Below are 17,164 nucleotides of genomic sequence, written 5' to 3' on the forward strand. Positions count from 1 at the left end.
TTGAAATGAGATATTGTTTTATTCCGTTTTATTTAGTACACTGTATGGTAGACAACATGAAGGAGGAAGTTTAATGTTATATGTACTAGTTGGTATACTAGCATTAGCAGCTGGTGTAGCACTAGGATTTTTCATTGCACGTAGATATATGATGACCTACCTGAAGAAAAATCCGCCAATCAATGAACAAATGTTAAAAATGATGATGATGCAAATGGGTATGAAGCCTTCTCAAAAGAAAATCAACCAAATGATGTCAGCGATGAACAAGCAGCAATCTAAATAAAACGGACAAGCACTCATAATGAATGGGTGCTTTTTTTGTCATTGCAGTTAATTTCTAAGTATTTATTATTTTGTAAAAATTTGATAAAATGATTACCTCGGTATTCGAAGGATTAGGTAATTTCTTATATTTAGGGGGTGTTTATTTTGAAAATATTTTTACAATTAGGATGGTTCTTTAAACAAGAGAAAAAAGCGTACATATCAGGAATACTTATTCTATTATTCGTAGCTGCACTTCAGTTGATTCCACCAAAAATCATCGGAATCATTGCGGACGATATCCATGATCGAACGATGACAACGGGTATCCTGATGACATGGATTGTCGTTCTTGTAGTAGTAGGTCTAACGATGTATGTCCTTCGATATTACTGGCGAATAATGATTTTTGGTTCTTCAGTAAAGTTAAGCCGAATCCTCCGTGACCGCTTATATCGTCATTTTACGATGATGTCACCATCATTTTACCAAAGAAGCCGAATAGGGGATTTAATGGCTCATGCAACCAATGACCTATCAGCCATTCAGCAAACCGCGGGGGCAGGTGTGCTTACACTGGTAGACTCCCTTTCTACCGGCGGGTTTGTAATCCTTGCGATGGCCTTTACGATCAGCTGGAAGCTTACACTAATTTGTTTGATTCCCATGCCTTTTATGGCGATGCTGACCAGTTGGTTTGGCACTATGCTGCATAAAAGTTTTCATAAGGCACAAGAGGCCTTTTCCTCTCTTAATGATAAAACACAGGAGAGTATTACTGGGATAAAAGTCATTAAAACGTTTGGCCAGGAACAAGAAGACATCGAAGATTTCCGTAAACAGTCGGAGGATGTAGTCCAAAAAAATATCACAGTGGCAAAAATCGACTCCCTCTATGATCCTACCATCTCTATTATTGTTGGAATTTCCTTCTTTTTATCAATTACATTTGGCGCAAAATACGTCCTTAATGGCGAATTGACCATTGGTGAATTAATCTCGTTTACTACCTATTTAGGTCTATTAATCTGGCCAATGCTGGCTTTTGGCTGGCTGTTTAATATTGTGGAACGGGGGCGTGCTTCTTATGACCGTGTAGCCACTCTTTTAAAAGAAAAGGTAGAAATCATCGACCTTCAGGATGCACTAGACATCATGCCAATGGGTGACCTTGAGTATAAGATAAAAAAATTCACTTATCCAGGAGAAACAAGACCTATATTAAAAGAGATCTTCTTTTCACTTAAAAAAGGGGAGACACTCGGCATTGTCGGCAAAACTGGTTCAGGGAAAACGACGCTTCTAAAATTGCTTATCCGTGAGTTCGAAGGATATGAAGGAGAAATTCTTTTTGGAGAGAAAGCGCTTCAAGCCTATAAACTCGAAAAACTTCGAGAAGCGATTGGCTACGTTCCACAGGACCATTTTCTTTTTTCAGCAACGGTTGCCGAGAATATCGCTTTTACGGATCCAGAGGTCTCAAATGATGAGATTGAAATGGCCGCAAAATTAGCGAACATACATGAGGATATTCTCCAATTTACCGATGGTTATCAAACGGTGGTGGGAGAACGGGGTGTTTCTTTATCAGGCGGGCAAAAGCAGCGCATATCCATTGCCAGGGCACTGTTGATGAATCCTGAGGTACTCGTATTAGACGATTCCTTATCTGCCGTCGATGCCAAAACGGAGGAAGCCATTCTTTCCTCATTGAGACAAAATCGAGAAGGGAAAACTACGATTATCACTTCCCATCGGTTAAGTGCCATTCAACATGCGAATCTTATCCTTGTCCTTAATGATGGAAAAATCGTGGAGCGAGGAAACCACGAAGAGTTAATGGAGAAGGATGGATGGTATAAAGAAATGTATTTACACCAGCAGCTTGAAGAACTGGTGGAGCATGGGGGACATTCATATGGATGAGAAAACACAACTGACAGAACGAGAACAAAGAAAGGTCCTATTCCGTCTCCTTTCCTATACAAAGCCATATAAAAAAATCATCACTGCGGCGTTTGTCCTGCTTATTTTTACAACCATTGGCGATATTGTGCTTCGTGCTTCCGTTACTAGTAAAAGTCTTTATTGACGATTATTTAACTCCCGGTAAACTTAGCTTTAGGCCATTATTGATACTGGGATCTGTCTACATGGGGATTCAAGTCATTAAATCGGTTCTTATGTTCTTCCAATTAGTTAAATTCCAGGAAATTGCTCTATATATTATCCAACAGCTTCGGATCGATGTTTTTTCCAAGGTGCAGGCACTTGGGTTAAAGTATTTTGATAAAACGCCGGCAGGCAGCATTGTCTCTAGGGTCACAAACGATACCGAAGCAATTAAGGATATGTTTGTAACTGTCCTTGCCACCTTTATTCAAAGTGGCTTTCTGCTGACAGGGATTTATATTGCGATGTTTATCTTAAATGTAAAGCTAGCGCTGTTATGTATATTTATTCTGCCGATCTTGTTGTTTGTAATGAATCTATACAGAAAATTGAGCTCTCGTTTTTACCTCGATATGCGCGAAAGATTGAGCCAACTAAATGCCAAGCTGGCTGAATCTCTTTCCGGTATGTCTATCATTCAAGTCTTCCGTCAAGAAAAACGCCTGCGTAAAGAATTTGGTATCATCAACGAGCATCACTATCATGCCGGTATGAAAAATATAAAAATCGACGGCTTACTGTTAAGACCAGCGATTGACCTTATTTATATCTTTGCGTTGATTCTGGTCCTAAGTTACTTTGGAATCACTTCCTTCTCACATAGTGTCGAAATCGGGGTCATCTACGCGTTTATCAATTATTTGGACCGTTTCTTTGAACCAGTGAATCAAATGATGATGAGACTTTCCCTATACCAGCAAGCAATCGTTGCCGGTTCCAGGGTCTTTAAATTATTAGATGAAGAAGAGTTGGCTCCAGCCCAGTACCAGGATAAGAGCATCACAATAGAAAAGGGTAAGATTGAGTTTAGGGATGTCAGCTTTTCTTATGATGGTGAAAGGGATATATTAAAAAATATTTCCTTTACAGCCAATCCAGGAGAAACTGTTGCACTCGTCGGACATACCGGTAGTGGAAAGAGTTCGATTATCAATCTAATGATGCGCTTCTATGAATATGAACGTGGAGAGATTTTTATCGATGGGCAATCGATTCGAAATTACACCAAGTCAGAATTGAAAGAGAAAATGGGCCTTGTGCTGCAGGATCCGTTTCTATTCTTCGGGACGGTGAAGGATAATATCCGTCTTCATAAGGAAGATCTATCGGATGAACAAATTAGGGACGCTGCGAAGTTTGTTCAAGCCCATTCGTTTATTGCAAAACTAGAGGATGGCTATGAGCACAAGGTGGTCGAGAGAGGGGCTGCCTTTTCAAGCGGACAGCGGCAATTGATTGCATTTGCAAGGACGATTGCGGCGAATCCTAAAATACTAGTGCTTGATGAAGCAACGGCCAATATTGATACGGAAACGGAAGAAATGATTCAAATGGCTTTAGCCAAGATGCGGAAAGGTCGGACAACGATTGCCATTGCGCACCGGTTGTCTACGATCCAGGATGCTGATTTAATCCTTGTCTTGCACCAAGGAGAGATTGTTGAGCAAGGGACTCATCAAGAACTGCTTTCCCTTGGAGGACTGTATCATAAAATGTTCTTACTGCAAAACGGAGCGGCCGAGCACTTAGAGGATGCAGTAAATTAATAGAAATAAGCCTGGCATCTTGCCAGGCTTATCTTTATATTGCTGTGGTTGGAACTTTCTTTATATATATTTTGTTATATTCGTTTAATAATTTATCAAGTTCCTGACTGTAGCGAATGGCAACGGAGGAAGTCAAGCCGTTTGTGGTGGCGACTTGAATTAATTCAGCTCGCTTTGTTTCTATCATGTTAATTAGATCTTGTTTAAGCACGGCCGAGGTCCTTTCCGGAGGATCTCCTAAAATTTTTTAGTAAAATAGAAGATTAATAACTATTAAAAATGACATTGTTTTACTAGTATAACCTATATTGTAAATTACTTCAAAGGAATTTGTAAGAAAAAATCCAATTCATACAATCACTATGTAAGTGTTACTAAATTTTGACGTCATCACATCGAGACACAAAATATTCACGTGAACCATTATCTTTTGGAGGACATTTTTGTTAGAATGAAGAGGTATCGACTATAGTGGGAGTGTTAATATGTCTGATGTAAATATATTTTTAGCATTAGGGGCAGGCTTTTTAAGCTTTATATCTCCATGTTGTTTGCCACTTTATCCGGCCTTTCTTTCATACATAACTGGAATGTCTGTTGGAGAACTGCGAGATGAAAATGCCATGCTGCAAAAGAGAAGTTTACTGCATACCATTTTCTTCCTAATCGGTTTTTCGATTATTTTTATCGCGATCGGCTTTGGAACATCGTTGATTGGAAGCTTCTTTTTATCATATAAGGACCTGATTCGTCAGTTAGGCGGAATCTTTATTGTTTTATTTGGATTAATGATTGTTGGAGTGTTTAAACCGGAAGTTATGATGAGAGACCGACGGATTGAATTCAAAAACCGTCCTTCTGGTTATATTGGGTCGGTTTTAATCGGTATGGCCTTTGCTGCCGGTTGGACACCTTGTACGGGACCAATACTTTCATCGGTTATTCTCCTTGCTGCATCCAATCCAGGCTCAGGCGTGATGTATATGCTTGCCTATTCCCTCGGTTTTGCTATTCCATTTTTAATCCTATCGTTCTTTGTGGGCCGATTGAAGTGGATTAAAAGGCACAGCGGTAAGATTATGAAAATTGGCGGTTATATCATGATTGTCATGGGGATTATGCTTTTCTTTGACTGGATGACAAAAATCATCATCGTATTCCAAGGAATGTTTGGCGGCTTTACTGGATTTTAAGAACTTCGTAGTTTGAAAGTGAAGGCAAACTTTCCATGTAGTGTATAGATTGCCGTTAATATTTCATATTTTAAAGGTAAAAACAGTGATTATTTTTTTTCAAAATCAATCATTTGATATATAATGGTTGAGTAAATAATATGATAAGGGATGAGAACCCAATGAACTACGTTGTTGTTTCTTCCATCGGAGCTGTGTTTATGGGCTTTTTTGTTTTGTTTGTCCGCATGAAAGCCGCTAAGAAACCGACTAATGCAAAAAAAATTATCCTGCCGCCTTTTTTTATGTCCTCCGGGGCATTGATGTACGTGGTACCGGAGTTTCGATTAACACCAATGGAAATTGGAGAGGCGGTCATTGTTGGTATGCTTTTCTCTATTCTATTGATCAAAACATCCAATTTTGAAATTCGTGATAATGATATTTATTTAAAACGATCCAAGGCCTTTATTTACATCCTTGTCGGTTTGTTGATCCTTCGTCTTATTTTAAAAGCGATTCTGAGCAGTACCATTGATATCGGACAGCTAAGCGGTATGTTCTTCTTACTGGCATTCAGCATGATTGTACCTTGGCGTGTGGCGATGTATCGGTCTTATATGAAGCTTTATAGACAGCTTCATCCTAAAAATTAATGATAAGCACTGACTTCGCTGAGGTCAGTGTTTTTATATGTCAATCACAAAAAAACCGCCTTTATAGGCGGTTTAGAATAAATGTTCATAGGGTGCAACATCGATTTGATTTTGAAAGAGTTTTTTTCGTAAAAATTTATGATCCCGTTTTGGAGTGGCTTGGATATAGCCACGGATCACGAGTTCTTCAGATATTTTTGGTGCATTTTCTTTTATAGCCAGTTCACCGATTTTTCCGGCAATTTTATGGCGTGCGACATCACGGAACAGTTCAGGAACCGGACTGACAAGATCTTCTAATAGGGCTTTTTCTTCAGGCCCCCAGAGGTGCAGGGATTCATTTACATAGTGCTCTTCCCAATCCATTGTGGATTTGCCATCTTCTTTTGGCATCTTTTTTAGGAACTTTCGGAACATAAAAAAGCCGCCAATCGAAAAAGAACCAATTAAAAAGACTACCCAAAATAGGATAAACCATAGAAACCAACCTTGAAGCATGCTATTCACCTACAAAAAACGAAATGTTACCTTCTATTATAGTCTGTTTCTTGGGCTGATGACAAGAATTGGCCGCAATTTTTGAACTTTAATCACTTATTTACTGAATTTTAAGCATAGATTGCTAAAGGAAATCCTTGTCGGAAAAATGACAAATTAGGCGAATTTATTGATTAATACTATATTCCATTGTAATATGATATCAAGATAGTAATAGTTCATATTTATATTCAAATGGGGCTGAATGGGGTACTGGTGTCCTCCACAGTCTTCAAAACTGCTTGAGACCTGCGTGCCAGGTCTGGTGGGTTCGATTCCCACGCAGTCCCGCCAAAAAATCAATAATGGCGCTATTTCTACGGTGATTGATACCGTGATGTAGACGTTGATTGACACCGTTCAATTACACAGTTTTCGCCCAGTTTCACGAAAGACTGTGAAGGACTGTCGCTTTAGACTGTTTGGAACGTTGCTCGAAACTGTGAAAGTTATCCGTTCGTCCTCTTACGCAGATTTTAAACTGTCGAAAGGGGATTTTTTATTATGCGCAAAAATTTATCTAGACGGAAGCGAATGGATGGAAACGAGGTTGTTTCGCTCACTATCACCCAAATGTTCGAGGAGTATATGCTCGTTAAAAAGGGAGAAGGTTTAGCAAAACGTACCATTGCTGAACACTATAACAACTTCGGATACTTTAAGGATTATATCAACCAAGAGTTATCAGCAGATGAAATGATGACTGAAATTTTCATGGGTTGGATTACGTTTATGCTAGAGGAAATGGATTATTCACCATATACCGTAAATATCCGAGTTAGGACTATTAGGTCGTTTTTGCGATATGCTTTCGAAGATAAAATGTGGATTAAGGAGCCGATTCATAAGCGCTTTAAGTCGATAAAGGCACCAATTGACGTTGTTGAGGCTTTTACTGTTGAAGAGTATCGCCGATTAATTTCTGCTATTGATGACGAGAATTACGTTGGTTTCCGAACAAAGGTAATAACATTTGTGTTGCTCGATACAATGGTACGTGTTTGCGAACTTGTTGATATCAAGCGTCAAAATATCGATTTTAAAACGATGACCATTCGTTTGGAGGCTGCAGATACGAAGACACGTGTTGGTCGTATTGTTCCAATTTCTTCAAGAACTGCAAAATTATTAAGCGAATACTTGCGTGAAACTGAAGAGTTCGGTAATGATTACGTAGTACCCGTTACGTTTTTTTGAAAAAAAAATAAAAAAAACGCAACCTGATTGGCTGCGCTTTGCATTAAAACAACAAATTAACGTAAGTTTCCGCCTGGTAATTACATTAGTGATCGAATTCAGTAATGAATCAGTTCTTATGTAATAGCACTAACTATCCCGCTGTTTCCATTAATTCTACATTTAATATCTGTTAGAATAATATTGAGGTGTTTATATGTTTATTTCTCTAATGCTATTGCATAAAACAGCTAAGGCCATTTAACTCGGAACAATACATCACTGAACTAAAATTGGATGGCATAAGGTTGATACTTTCAAAGATTGATAATAAGGTACGCCTATATTCTCGCCATAACAATGAGGTTACGGCTAAGTTCCCAGAATTTTAACTATAGATATTCCAGATGGAACCGTGTATTGGATGGGGAGATTATTGTAACTGATCCAGCCGGAAAACCGGACTTTGAAGGTATGATGAGCCGGTTCCAATCAAAGAGTAACAATATAGAATATGACACTTTAAGTTACGTCGTATTTGACGTAATCAAATATATGGGGAAGTCTGTTACCATGTTGCCATTAATGGATAGGAAGCAGCTACTGAATGAAATTATTACTCAGGATACTAGTTTGGTAGCTAAAGTTAAATATATAGAAGGTCATGGTTCTGCGTACTTCGACTTGGTCCGGCAGCAAGGGCTAGAGGAAAGCGGGGCTGATGAAATTATGGCGATTGCCCAGGTGTATGATCACCAAGCCCGCCTTCGTTCTCATGAAATTTTGGCAGATATCACAAAAGGGGAATAATGGTAAATGGCTTGGAGGAAACTCCAAGCCATTTTTTGTGACTATTAAACCGATTGAGTTGTTTGATCCTGTGAAGCAGAAGGTTTTAAATCTGTTCGATCTAAGAAGAAGGAAGCTAAGGTTCCTCCAACCAATCCCCAAAAAGGTGCCCCGATATGAAAGAGAGAAATTCCAGAAATCGTAATCAAAAATGAAAATAAAGCTCCTGTTTTAAAACGCCCTGAAAAGCTCGTCTTCAAAGAGTCAATCAGGACATTAATCATGGCCAGCCCGCCCAGCATTTTAATTAATGAGGAGGGAATCAAATGGGGAACGGCTGCCGCCACTGGTGCAAAAACAGCTAATAAACATGACAAAATTCCTAATACGATTGCAGCGGCATAACGATTTTCTTTCAATCCAGATTCTTTACTTGCTAATAAGGCAGTCATTGGACCGGCAATACAAGCAGAATGGCCGCCCATAAATCCATTGAGAATCGATCCAATCCCGCTCCAACTCGTCATAGAATTAATGGGCGGGAGATAATTCGCACTCTCCAGAACAGCAATTCCTTGAGCATTTTGTATTGCGATGACCGTAAGCACTAACGGAATAACCAGTTCTCCCATCACAGATAGATTAAAGGAAGGAAAGACCACGTGCGGTACCGCCAAAGAAAATGATACACCATGAACTTGAATTCCTGGTAATACTTTTAATAAAACAATAGATGTGAGAATAGCCCCAACAATGGGAGGGAATTTTTTTGACAGCTTTCCGAAAAAAGAAAGAACAAGAAATACTAGAAAAGGAATTCCATTTAACAAAGGATTGTCGAGAACAGAACGAAACATATCTGTACCAAAAGGAAGAAGGACGCCGGAAACCATTCCCATCATGACTGGCATAGGAAGGACCTTCATTAATTTATCGATCATTCCAGATATTCCTAAAAGAAAAATGACGATGCCTGTCACGAGATAGGCACCAACTACCTGGCTAAATGTGTAATGAGATAAGGATGCTCCGACAAGAATTGCACCAGGAATTGAAAAAGCATATCCAATCGGCTGGCGGTAATAAAAGGAGAGACCAATCGATAGCAATCCCCCAATTCCATAAATAGCAAAGATCCAGGATGTAATCGCTGAATCAGATAGGTGGCCTTTCGAAGCAGCTTGTAAAACAATCAGTAATGGTCCAGTTGCGCCGAATAGCCAGGCCACAAAACCATTTGAAATATTTCCAATCGATAATAATCGGGGAAATTCAACAATATTCTTCTTCCACAAAGTACTCACTCCTAAAATAAGTTACAGTATAGTATAATATATTAAAACTGATAAAATGTATATAAAAATATACGAAAATATGGAGGGCTGATTGATGGGATTAGAAGATGAACAAACAAGAAAATTAATTCAACAAATGGGCGGGCTGCTTCGGAAAATTAGAAGCGAACAAAAATTGAGCCTCGAGGAGCTTGCCGAAAAAACAGGTGTTAGCAAGCTCACGTTAGGAAAGATTGAAAGGGGAGAAACGAATCCTACATTAGGAGTTGTATGGAAAATTACAGAAGGGTTATCGATCCCTTTAACAAGAATTTTAGTAATGGACGATCATGTCGATCTTTCGAGATGTGGAGAGGGCTTTATGATTTATGGGCCAGACCAAACATGGAGAGTAGAGACAGTTTTTCGGAATACAGATGGACCAACAATGGAAATATATCGAGCATTTCTTGGACTGCAAGCCATGTACTCGCCGGAGCCGCATCATAAAGGAGCAATGGAATTTGTGACGGTAATGAAGGGAAATATCAGCTTTAAAGTAGAGGAGAGGGTATACCAACTCAAACAGTTTGATTCCATTAAGTTTGAAGCTGCGAGCAAACATCTTTATAAGAATATCGGTGATGAAGAGGCAGTGTTACATGTAGTGGTGAGATATCCTTCTTAACACTTCAAAGAGCTTTTGGTGCCATGCTTGGTGCCCAAATTTTTAAAATTAGAAATCACAAGGAAACATCAAAAAGCAAGAAACCTTGATTTATCAGTACTTTAAGCTACAACAAGGTACTAGAAAAACAGATGCTAGCAAACTTCAAAACTGCCTGAGACCTGCGTGCCAGGTCTGGTGGGTTCGATTCCCACGCAGTCCCGCCAATAATGACTTTTCAATCCATTACAAAACATCTTACCACTACAGTCTTTTGTTAAGTTTATACGACACTGTGTGAAACCGAGAAGCCAAAACCATTTGTGTTCAGAGCCTTCAGATATATTATTTGGAGGTTTTTAGTATGCGTAAGGATTGAGAAAACAAGGAAGAGTCACAGGTATAAGAAAGGTTACTGAGATCTTGACTATGACTGAATGTTTGAGCGATTCATGCGGTTCAAACAGACGGAGGGTTTAGCTCCTCGTACTATTGAAGATTTTCAGATTCACTTTCAATGGTTACTAGATTATCTTGGTGAAGACTTATGAAGAGAGGAAATGACTCTTGAAGTGTTCCTTGAGTGAGTTGACTTTATGCTCAACGATAAAGGTCCTCAACCTATAACAGTCAATATTGGTGTAAGAACAATGAGAGTATTCTGCGTTGGTGTTATCTTGAAAACCTTTTTCATATTTCAATTCATGATAAGTTTAAGCCAATGAAGACAGAAGAAGACACTATTGAATCTTAAACTGTTACTGAAATTAAAACTCCGTTCAACGAATTTGACGAGTCGACCTTCGTTGTTCCGAGAAAAAGTTATGGTCTATGAACGCCTCTCCCTGTTCAAGGTCCATATTTTTGGTTTCTCCATTAATCTGTAATATTAATTTAGACAAATATTTTGCGTCTCTTTTAATAGCAGATCAAATCGAGTAGTTTAATTTTTTTACATTGAAATCCTGTTGGTTGAAAATCATGAAATACACTCATTCATATTTAAATAAAACACAAGGTAAGCAGATACAACAAACAAACTAACTTACGATTGTTTCATAATTGCGTAAAACGAATAATCGATTATTTAAGGGTTCTCCTCCCCTCACTGCTATATAAAATGAATCTTATGAGAGTTTTTAGTCATGGATCACTTGATGAGGAAAATTATTATACTTCTAATTATGAAAATATAAAAGAAAAATTAATCCATTTTTTTCTTTTTTTGTCGTTTTTTTTAATTATTTGTCCTAGCTGAGATGAAACGTAACATAATCTCAGAGCGTACTAGAGCGGATCTGGAGACTGCTTGAGCAAGCAATCCGTATCGGTTCAATTGCGTTCATTAAATCTTGAAATTCAACCATGCTGTGGAATGGCTTAACTTACAGTCTTTCGTTTAACGTGACAAAGAATTAAAACAGGATTACTCTTAATAACGTATCTATTCATTACAATTGGAATGACATAAGCGGTGGAATAAGCACCATCCTACTGCTTTTGCTAAGGAGATGATGTCACCAAGTGTGAGGTATTAGTAGACGGAGTTATTATAAAGATCAATCATTCGCAAAGTTAAGGGGAAAATGGAAATTTTGACTCAGAATAACTTTTTATATGCATCATTAATTATGTAATTAAAAGGAATCATAAATGAATAATGGCATTTTAATAGAAGCTAGGATATTTTCAAGGAAACTACATAGCTTTACAACCAGAACGAGGGTGTGAGAACGTGTCAGAGACAGATATGTCGAAATACGAGAAGAAAATAATCATTCGCAACATACAAATCGAAGACATTGATGAAATTATAGAGTTAGGGAAAGTTTGCTTCCCTAACATGGACCCATGGAAGCGGGAGCAATTGGTTAGTCACATTAGAATTTTCCCAGAGGGTCAATTTTGCGTGGAATATGAGGACAAGATTGTAGGTTCCTGTTCAAGTTTAATCGTCAATTTTGAAGAATATGACGACCAGCACACATGGGACGTTATTACGGACAACGGGTATATCACGAATCACGACCACAATGGGAAAAATTTGTACGGGATTGAAGTGATGGTCGATCCAGGATACCGGCGCATGAAACTAGGTGCCCGTCTTTACGAGGCGCGCAAGGAACTCGCTGTTCGATTAAATCTTCAAAGCATCATTATCGGCGGACGAATCCCAAATTACCACAAATACAAGAATGAAATGACGGCTCGTGAGTATGTTGCTGCAGTTGAGAAGCACAGTATTTATGACCCAGTTTTGTCCTTTCAGCTCCTGCAGGGGTTTACTATTAAACGTATCAACACAAGCTACCTGCCAGATGACAAAGCATCTGATTCTATGGCTACCTTGATGGAATGGAACAACATCGATTATCGTCCAAAGAATAAGCGAATTTATCGCACATCGTTCCCGGTTAGAATCTGTGCGGTTCAGTACATGATGAAAAAAATTGACTCGTTTCAGGATTTTAATCGTCAAATTGAGTACTATGTCGACGTCGCGGCTGATTTCGGATCTGATTTTGTTGTATTTCCGGAGATATTTACAACCCAATTGATGTCATTTCTGGAAGAAAAACGGCCGGATCAGGCAGTTCGACGACTGGCAACCTATACAGATCAATATATTGAACTATTTACGCAACTCGCAGTACGATATAACATCAACATTGTTGGTGGATCACATTTTGTTGAAGAAAATGGGGATGTCTACAATGTTGGTTTTCTATTCCGTCGCGACGGCACGATAGAAAAACAGTCCAAAATTCACGCCACACCAAACGAGAAAAAGTGGTGGGGCATTTCAGAAGGAAACGATATTCATGTGTTTGACACGGATTGCGGAAAGATTGCTATCCACATTTCTTACGACATCGAGTTTCCGGAACTCGCAAGGATTGCTGTTGATAAGGGTGCAAACATTATATTTGTACCTTTTTGTACGGAGGATCGTCAGGGGTACCTCCGTGTTCGCTACTGTGCCCAGGCACGTGCGATTGAGAACCAAGTATATACCTGTATTGCTGGAACCGTGGGCAACTTAACGCATGTTGAGAATATGGATATTCAGTACGCACAATCTGGAATTTTCTCGCCTTCCGATTTTGAGTTTGCAAGGGATGGGATTGTAGGGGAATGTGATGCTAACATTGACACCGTAGTTGTTGGTGACGTAGACCTTGAGAAGCTGAGACGTTCTCGGAATTCTGGTTCGCTGCGCCAATTACGCGATCGACGACATGATTTGTATCGAATTGAATTGAATGGATTAGCATAAAGCAGGATTAAGTTGTTTATAACATAGGGTGTCAAGCACCAGACTTAGATTTGGTGATTGGCAACCTTTATTTGTTTTACTTCCGGGGGGAAAACTTTGGGATCACTGTGAACAGTAGCTTTTTTGGGAAGTATGTTATAATTAACCACGAAAGCTAGAAAATCAGTGTATACATTATGCAAGGAGGCTAAGTTGAATGTATAAAGAGCTTATAAGACCAACTGAAATATCCATAAAAGATAAAAAGTATAAAGTAAAAGGTAATGTTATCCGGGCTGCGGTGTTTGCAAGAACCAATGTAATCGAAGTTTTAACAGCAGATAACGAAAGATTTTATTTTATATACTTTAAAAATTCATTAATATATGGTGATAAACTAGATAAGGTGGAAGAAGGATCATTTATCAATAAAGCATTTCATGAAGGTATTGTGATTGAATCTCCTCATCCAATATTAAATGCATTAATCCCCAATCAATCCGTTTCTATTCAAAATAAAAATAAACTCTTCACTCAACTCCAAATTCATTATTCTTTAAAGGAAATAGCCTATATTGCGACAACACTTGACTCATTTTTTGATAAGGATGAGCTTGTAAAAATTATTGACAAGGTCTTTTTTCACTATAGAAGAAGCGGAAAATTTATGAAGTCATTTCAGATTATTCAAATTTTACATGATTTTGTACCTTCATTAAAATCAGCAAATGAACGTCTAAATTCACAAGAATTCAATTCATATCATAATTTTTACAAATCCTCGAGTTTACCTTCCATCCTAAAAAAGGATCCACTATTTGTTGAACTACTTTGCTTCCAAAATAGATCAAATCCAGAAATGCGTGTTTTTTTAGAAGATATATTTACAAAACAGGATTGTTTACTGGAGTTGTTAGTGCTCTGGATTGAATCTCCAAAGGCTGAATCGATTAAAAAGTACACAGATTTTGCTCTACAACTTGTTACGATGAAAGAATGGATATTCATACTAGGAGAGGTAAATATCAATCCATATCGAGTTTTACCTGAGGCAAAGTCCATTATTGAAAAAATGATTCAAGAAGATAATTACGAGACAGCGGCCTTATTTTTATTAAATTTCATCCATGATCTGCCAACTTCCTATGATGCTATCCTGAATTCATTATGGGGGAATTTGAATGCTGGATTTGTAGGATCTCACCTAGACGATTTCATCTTTATGTTTCAACAGCTAGTCCCCGAAGATCACTCTAAACTATTGGAACAAAAAATCTTTCAACTCGCTGTTATCCTGCTTGAAGAGCATGATCTCAAAGAGGTTCACGAAAAACTTTTACCTATTCAAAAAATACACCCCTATTCAGCGGTGATTCGAAAAATGAATAATATGTTAGCATTATTAGAGGACCCTGATCAGATGATGGAATTGGGGGATTATTATGCAGAGTTTAAACAATTTGATAAAGCTATTGATTGCTTTTTCTGGGAAATGGAACTTCAACCACAGGACCCTATTCCTGTACAGAAAATAAGTCGTATGTATCATCATAAAGGAATGGTAAAAGAAGCAGCTACATACCAAAAAGTTTACGCGCAAATAAAAAGTAATCAAGGAATAGGCTGAAAACGATCGAATAAATCTGCTGGTCAAAGAAATTATTTCTTGAATAGAAAAAATCAAGATAAGCAGTTCTTCGAAATTGCTTATTTCCGCCCATAGAAAAACTGCTCCTCCAATTGTTAGGTTGTCTAACAATTGGGGGGCAGTTTGTTTCATATAAGGTGTGTGATACTATTCATTTCAAATATAATTTAGTTGGATAAGCTCCGCTAAAACAGGAAACACAACGGCTGCTGGTTTCTGCAAGATTTACATCAACCGCCTCCAATAAACCTTCAGTGCTTAAAAACGCTAATGAATCCGCGCCAATTACTTCTCCAATTGCTCGTTCATGTTCATGTCTGTTAGCAAATAACTCCTCTTTTGTCGGCATATCAATACCATAAAAGGGGTCTTCAAAACTGCTTGAGAGGCGCGTGTCGTCTCTGCTAGGTTCGATTCCTAGGCAGTCCCGCCAAAAGTATTGAAATGACAAGGCTTTTGAGCCTTTGGAATAATTTGGTTGGAAGAAGTTTTTTACTGATAGACTGTGTAGGGTACTATCAAACAGACTGTGGAGCCTCTTTTGCTATGTTGGGAATCCCCAATGAAGCGAAGGAGGCTTTTTTATGGCAGAACAAAGCAAAAGAAATGGAAGAAAGACGGTATCCAGTTGCTTTTCGAGGAAGAGGTGAAGTCGCCAAAAACAGGTAAGTCGTTAATAGACCTGTTTGAAACATTTATGCGGGCAAAAGAGTTGGAGGGTCTGAGACCTCGGACATTAAAAGAACACCGGACAACCTTTAAATATTTTTTATCTTTTTTGAATCAAAAAAATCCGAGCATCGAATGTGCGGATGAAATTACAACTGAAATAATAAGAGATTTATTTCTATTATATGAGTAAAGAAAAAAGGCTTTCTTGCAAAAAATACACATGCACGAATTCTTCCATTATCGAAGAAGACAGCCAAATCGCTAAATACGTTAATAAAAGAAAACAGTATATTTGAAGATACCGATTACATTTTTCTTTCGAATTATGTCGGCAGGATCGATCCCAGCTGGGTAAGAGCCAGAATTAAAGATTATGGAAAAAAAGCAAACATTACGAATATACGTGTTTCACCACACACGTTCAGGCACACGTTTTCAAAATATTATATTTTAAACGGCGGTGACGCCTTTACCTTGCAGCGTATATTGGATCATTCGACGATGAACATGGTTCGGAAATACATTCAAATGAACGGTGTTGTGAGAGGGGCGAAAATAAGTTACTTTATTTTCCCTCTACTCGATTTCTTTTTGCACGCTAATGATGATAAATGATTTAAATGAAGGCCTAATGTTGGATATAAATTACAAGGATGGAAAGAATAAGAGGGGTAAGAAATATCGCTTGAATAGTAAGTTCTTCTACAAAAAATTACATTTAAATAGTTGTAGATTTTTGTGAGTGTGAGGTGGTTTGGGTGATCTTCAAACAAATGTTTATAAAGAATAAAGATGAGAAAAAAGCAAGTAGTTTCGAGAGTATTAACGAATTATTTACAAAAGTTCAAAAATCTCATGATTTTTGGACAATTTTCACTTACAAATAATAAAGGACACTTCATTCTTTCTTACTACAACACCCCTATCGATCGGATACAACTTCAGCGTAGAGTATTACATATATTCCAGGAGCCATCTTTTGATTTTTCTTATATAAAGAAAATTGATGATATTAAGCAGACTATCCCAATTGAGGATATTGTTATTACAGACAACATTGAAGCAATCCAAACAAAATTACTTAATGGGTATGCGATTCTGCAAATTAAGGAAAATGATTATAAGGTTGCATTAATTAATTTATCTAACGAAAAAGATGACATCTATTCAAAAATTGCATTCTATTTTCTTTATTGTTATATTCCGTTTTTGTTTGTGTTTATTTATATGAAGCAAAAGATAATGAAACAGCAAAACAATGTGGTTTCCCATAATTAGAAATGGATGTTTCTTCAATGTCTATGCTGATAAAATTTTTCTGCAGGGAAACT

At 37.9% G+C, this 17,164-nt stretch carries 16 protein-coding genes, 1 tRNA gene and 2 pseudogenes; 15 read left to right on the plus strand and 4 right to left on the minus strand.

What is annotated here, in order from left to right; translation table 11 throughout:
• Nucleotides 1-73: 73 nt before the first annotated feature.
• The 3 genes and pseudogenes from CVD27_RS10935 (at nucleotide 74) to CVD27_RS10945 (ending at nucleotide 3,986) form a co-directional block, all read left to right on the plus strand.
• On the plus strand, nucleotides 74-286 hold the full coding sequence (locus tag CVD27_RS10935; RefSeq protein WP_101647945.1) for a YneF family protein: 213 nt from the start codon (nucleotides 74-76) through the stop codon (nucleotides 284-286).
• 146 nt (nucleotides 287-432) lie between these two features.
• The gene (locus CVD27_RS10940) at nucleotides 433-2,193 is read left to right on the plus strand and encodes an ABC transporter transmembrane domain-containing protein (protein ID WP_101647946.1); all 1,761 of its coding nucleotides are present in this window, start codon (nucleotides 433-435) and stop codon (nucleotides 2,191-2,193) included.
• Nucleotides 2,186-3,986 (plus strand): annotated as a pseudogene (locus tag CVD27_RS10945) (ABC transporter ATP-binding protein). The gene CVD27_RS10940 and the pseudogene CVD27_RS10945 overlap by 8 nt, the downstream one beginning before the upstream one ends.
• A gap of 34 nt (nucleotides 3,987-4,020) precedes the next feature.
• On the opposite strand, the gene CVD27_RS10950 reads toward CVD27_RS10945, so the two are convergent.
• Nucleotides 4,021-4,173 carry an aspartyl-phosphate phosphatase Spo0E family protein gene (locus tag CVD27_RS10950; protein WP_335500119.1) on the minus strand — a complete coding sequence of 51 codons (153 nt, stop codon included), beginning with the start codon at nucleotides 4,171-4,173 and terminating at the stop codon, nucleotides 4,021-4,023.
• Nucleotides 4,174-4,471: 298 nt separating this feature from the next.
• On the opposite strand from CVD27_RS10950, the gene CVD27_RS10955 reads away from it, so the two are divergent.
• The gene (locus CVD27_RS10955; RefSeq protein ID WP_101647948.1) at nucleotides 4,472-5,179 is read left to right on the plus strand and encodes a cytochrome c biogenesis CcdA family protein; all 708 of its coding nucleotides are present in this window, start codon (nucleotides 4,472-4,474) and stop codon (nucleotides 5,177-5,179) included.
• 161 nt (nucleotides 5,180-5,340) lie between these two features.
• On the plus strand, nucleotides 5,341-5,814 hold the full coding sequence (locus tag CVD27_RS10960; RefSeq protein WP_101647949.1) for a CcdC family protein: 474 nt from the start codon (nucleotides 5,341-5,343) through the stop codon (nucleotides 5,812-5,814).
• Nucleotides 5,815-5,886: 72 nt separating this feature from the next.
• Here the strand turns inward: CVD27_RS10960 and CVD27_RS10965 are convergent, their stop codons facing one another.
• Nucleotides 5,887-6,312, minus strand: a complete 426-nt coding sequence (locus CVD27_RS10965; protein ID WP_101647950.1) for a DUF2621 domain-containing protein — start codon at nucleotides 6,310-6,312, stop codon at nucleotides 5,887-5,889.
• Between the two features lie 236 nt (nucleotides 6,313-6,548).
• On the opposite strand from CVD27_RS10965, the gene CVD27_RS28020 reads away from it, so the two are divergent.
• The 4 genes from CVD27_RS28020 (at nucleotide 6,549) to CVD27_RS10980 (ending at nucleotide 8,337) form a co-directional block, all read left to right on the plus strand.
• Nucleotides 6,549-6,645: transfer RNA gene (locus CVD27_RS28020), tRNA-Sec, on the plus strand.
• 210 nt (nucleotides 6,646-6,855) lie between these two features.
• Nucleotides 6,856-7,548 carry a tyrosine-type recombinase/integrase gene (locus tag CVD27_RS10970; RefSeq protein WP_101647951.1) on the plus strand — a complete coding sequence of 231 codons (693 nt, stop codon included), beginning with the start codon at nucleotides 6,856-6,858 and terminating at the stop codon, nucleotides 7,546-7,548.
• Nucleotides 7,549-7,820: 272 nt separating this feature from the next.
• Nucleotides 7,821-7,919, plus strand: coding sequence for a hypothetical protein (locus CVD27_RS29070; RefSeq protein ID WP_374703066.1), 99 nt, complete (start codon nucleotides 7,821-7,823; stop codon nucleotides 7,917-7,919).
• A gap of 28 nt (nucleotides 7,920-7,947) precedes the next feature.
• Nucleotides 7,948-8,337 carry an ATP-dependent DNA ligase gene (locus CVD27_RS10980; RefSeq protein ID WP_180960226.1) on the plus strand — a complete coding sequence of 130 codons (390 nt, stop codon included), beginning with the start codon at nucleotides 7,948-7,950 and terminating at the stop codon, nucleotides 8,335-8,337.
• Nucleotides 8,338-8,381: 44 nt separating this feature from the next.
• Here the strand turns inward: CVD27_RS10980 and CVD27_RS10985 are convergent, their stop codons facing one another.
• The gene (locus CVD27_RS10985) at nucleotides 8,382-9,611 is read right to left on the minus strand and encodes a benzoate/H(+) symporter BenE family transporter (protein WP_180960227.1); all 1,230 of its coding nucleotides are present in this window, start codon (nucleotides 9,609-9,611) and stop codon (nucleotides 8,382-8,384) included.
• 94 nt (nucleotides 9,612-9,705) lie between these two features.
• On the opposite strand from CVD27_RS10985, the gene CVD27_RS10990 reads away from it, so the two are divergent.
• The 3 genes from CVD27_RS10990 to CVD27_RS11000 all read left to right on the plus strand — a co-directional run bounded on the left by CVD27_RS10990 (nucleotide 9,706) and on the right by CVD27_RS11000 (nucleotide 15,140).
• A complete protein-coding gene (locus tag CVD27_RS10990; protein WP_374703067.1) occupies nucleotides 9,706-10,278 on the plus strand; it encodes a helix-turn-helix domain-containing protein in 573 nt (190 codons plus the stop codon).
• A 1,714-nt stretch (nucleotides 10,279-11,992) separates the two neighbouring features.
• Complete coding sequence (locus tag CVD27_RS10995) at nucleotides 11,993-13,534, plus strand: bifunctional GNAT family N-acetyltransferase/carbon-nitrogen hydrolase family protein (protein WP_101647956.1); 1,542 nt, start codon at nucleotides 11,993-11,995, stop codon at nucleotides 13,532-13,534.
• 196 nt (nucleotides 13,535-13,730) lie between these two features.
• A complete protein-coding gene (locus CVD27_RS11000) occupies nucleotides 13,731-15,140 on the plus strand; it encodes a tetratricopeptide repeat protein (RefSeq protein WP_101647957.1) in 1,410 nt (469 codons plus the stop codon).
• A 172-nt stretch (nucleotides 15,141-15,312) separates the two neighbouring features.
• Here CVD27_RS11000 and CVD27_RS11005 read toward each other — a convergent pair whose 3' ends face one another.
• Entirely contained in the window at nucleotides 15,313-15,510 is a 198-nt protein-coding gene (locus CVD27_RS11005) for a hypothetical protein (RefSeq protein WP_101647958.1), read from the minus strand.
• Nucleotides 15,511-15,723: 213 nt separating this feature from the next.
• Between CVD27_RS11005 and CVD27_RS11010 the strand changes: the two genes are divergently transcribed.
• The 3 genes and pseudogenes from CVD27_RS11010 (at nucleotide 15,724) to CVD27_RS11020 (ending at nucleotide 17,111) form a co-directional block, all read left to right on the plus strand.
• The gene (locus CVD27_RS11010; protein WP_101647959.1) at nucleotides 15,724-16,023 is read left to right on the plus strand and encodes a hypothetical protein; all 300 of its coding nucleotides are present in this window, start codon (nucleotides 15,724-15,726) and stop codon (nucleotides 16,021-16,023) included.
• Between the two features lie 32 nt (nucleotides 16,024-16,055).
• A pseudogene (locus tag CVD27_RS11015) lies at nucleotides 16,056-16,448 on the plus strand (tyrosine-type recombinase/integrase); the annotation flags it as partial.
• Between the two features lie 177 nt (nucleotides 16,449-16,625).
• Nucleotides 16,626-17,111 (plus strand): spore germination protein, encoded by a 486-nt coding sequence (locus CVD27_RS11020; protein WP_101647961.1) that lies wholly within the window; start codon nucleotides 16,626-16,628, stop codon nucleotides 17,109-17,111.
• Nucleotides 17,112-17,164 lie beyond the last annotated feature (53 nt).

The sequence above is a fragment of the Neobacillus cucumis genome, assembly GCF_002860255.1.
GTDB lineage: Bacteria > Bacillota > Bacilli > Bacillales > Cytobacillaceae > Neobacillus > Neobacillus cucumis_A.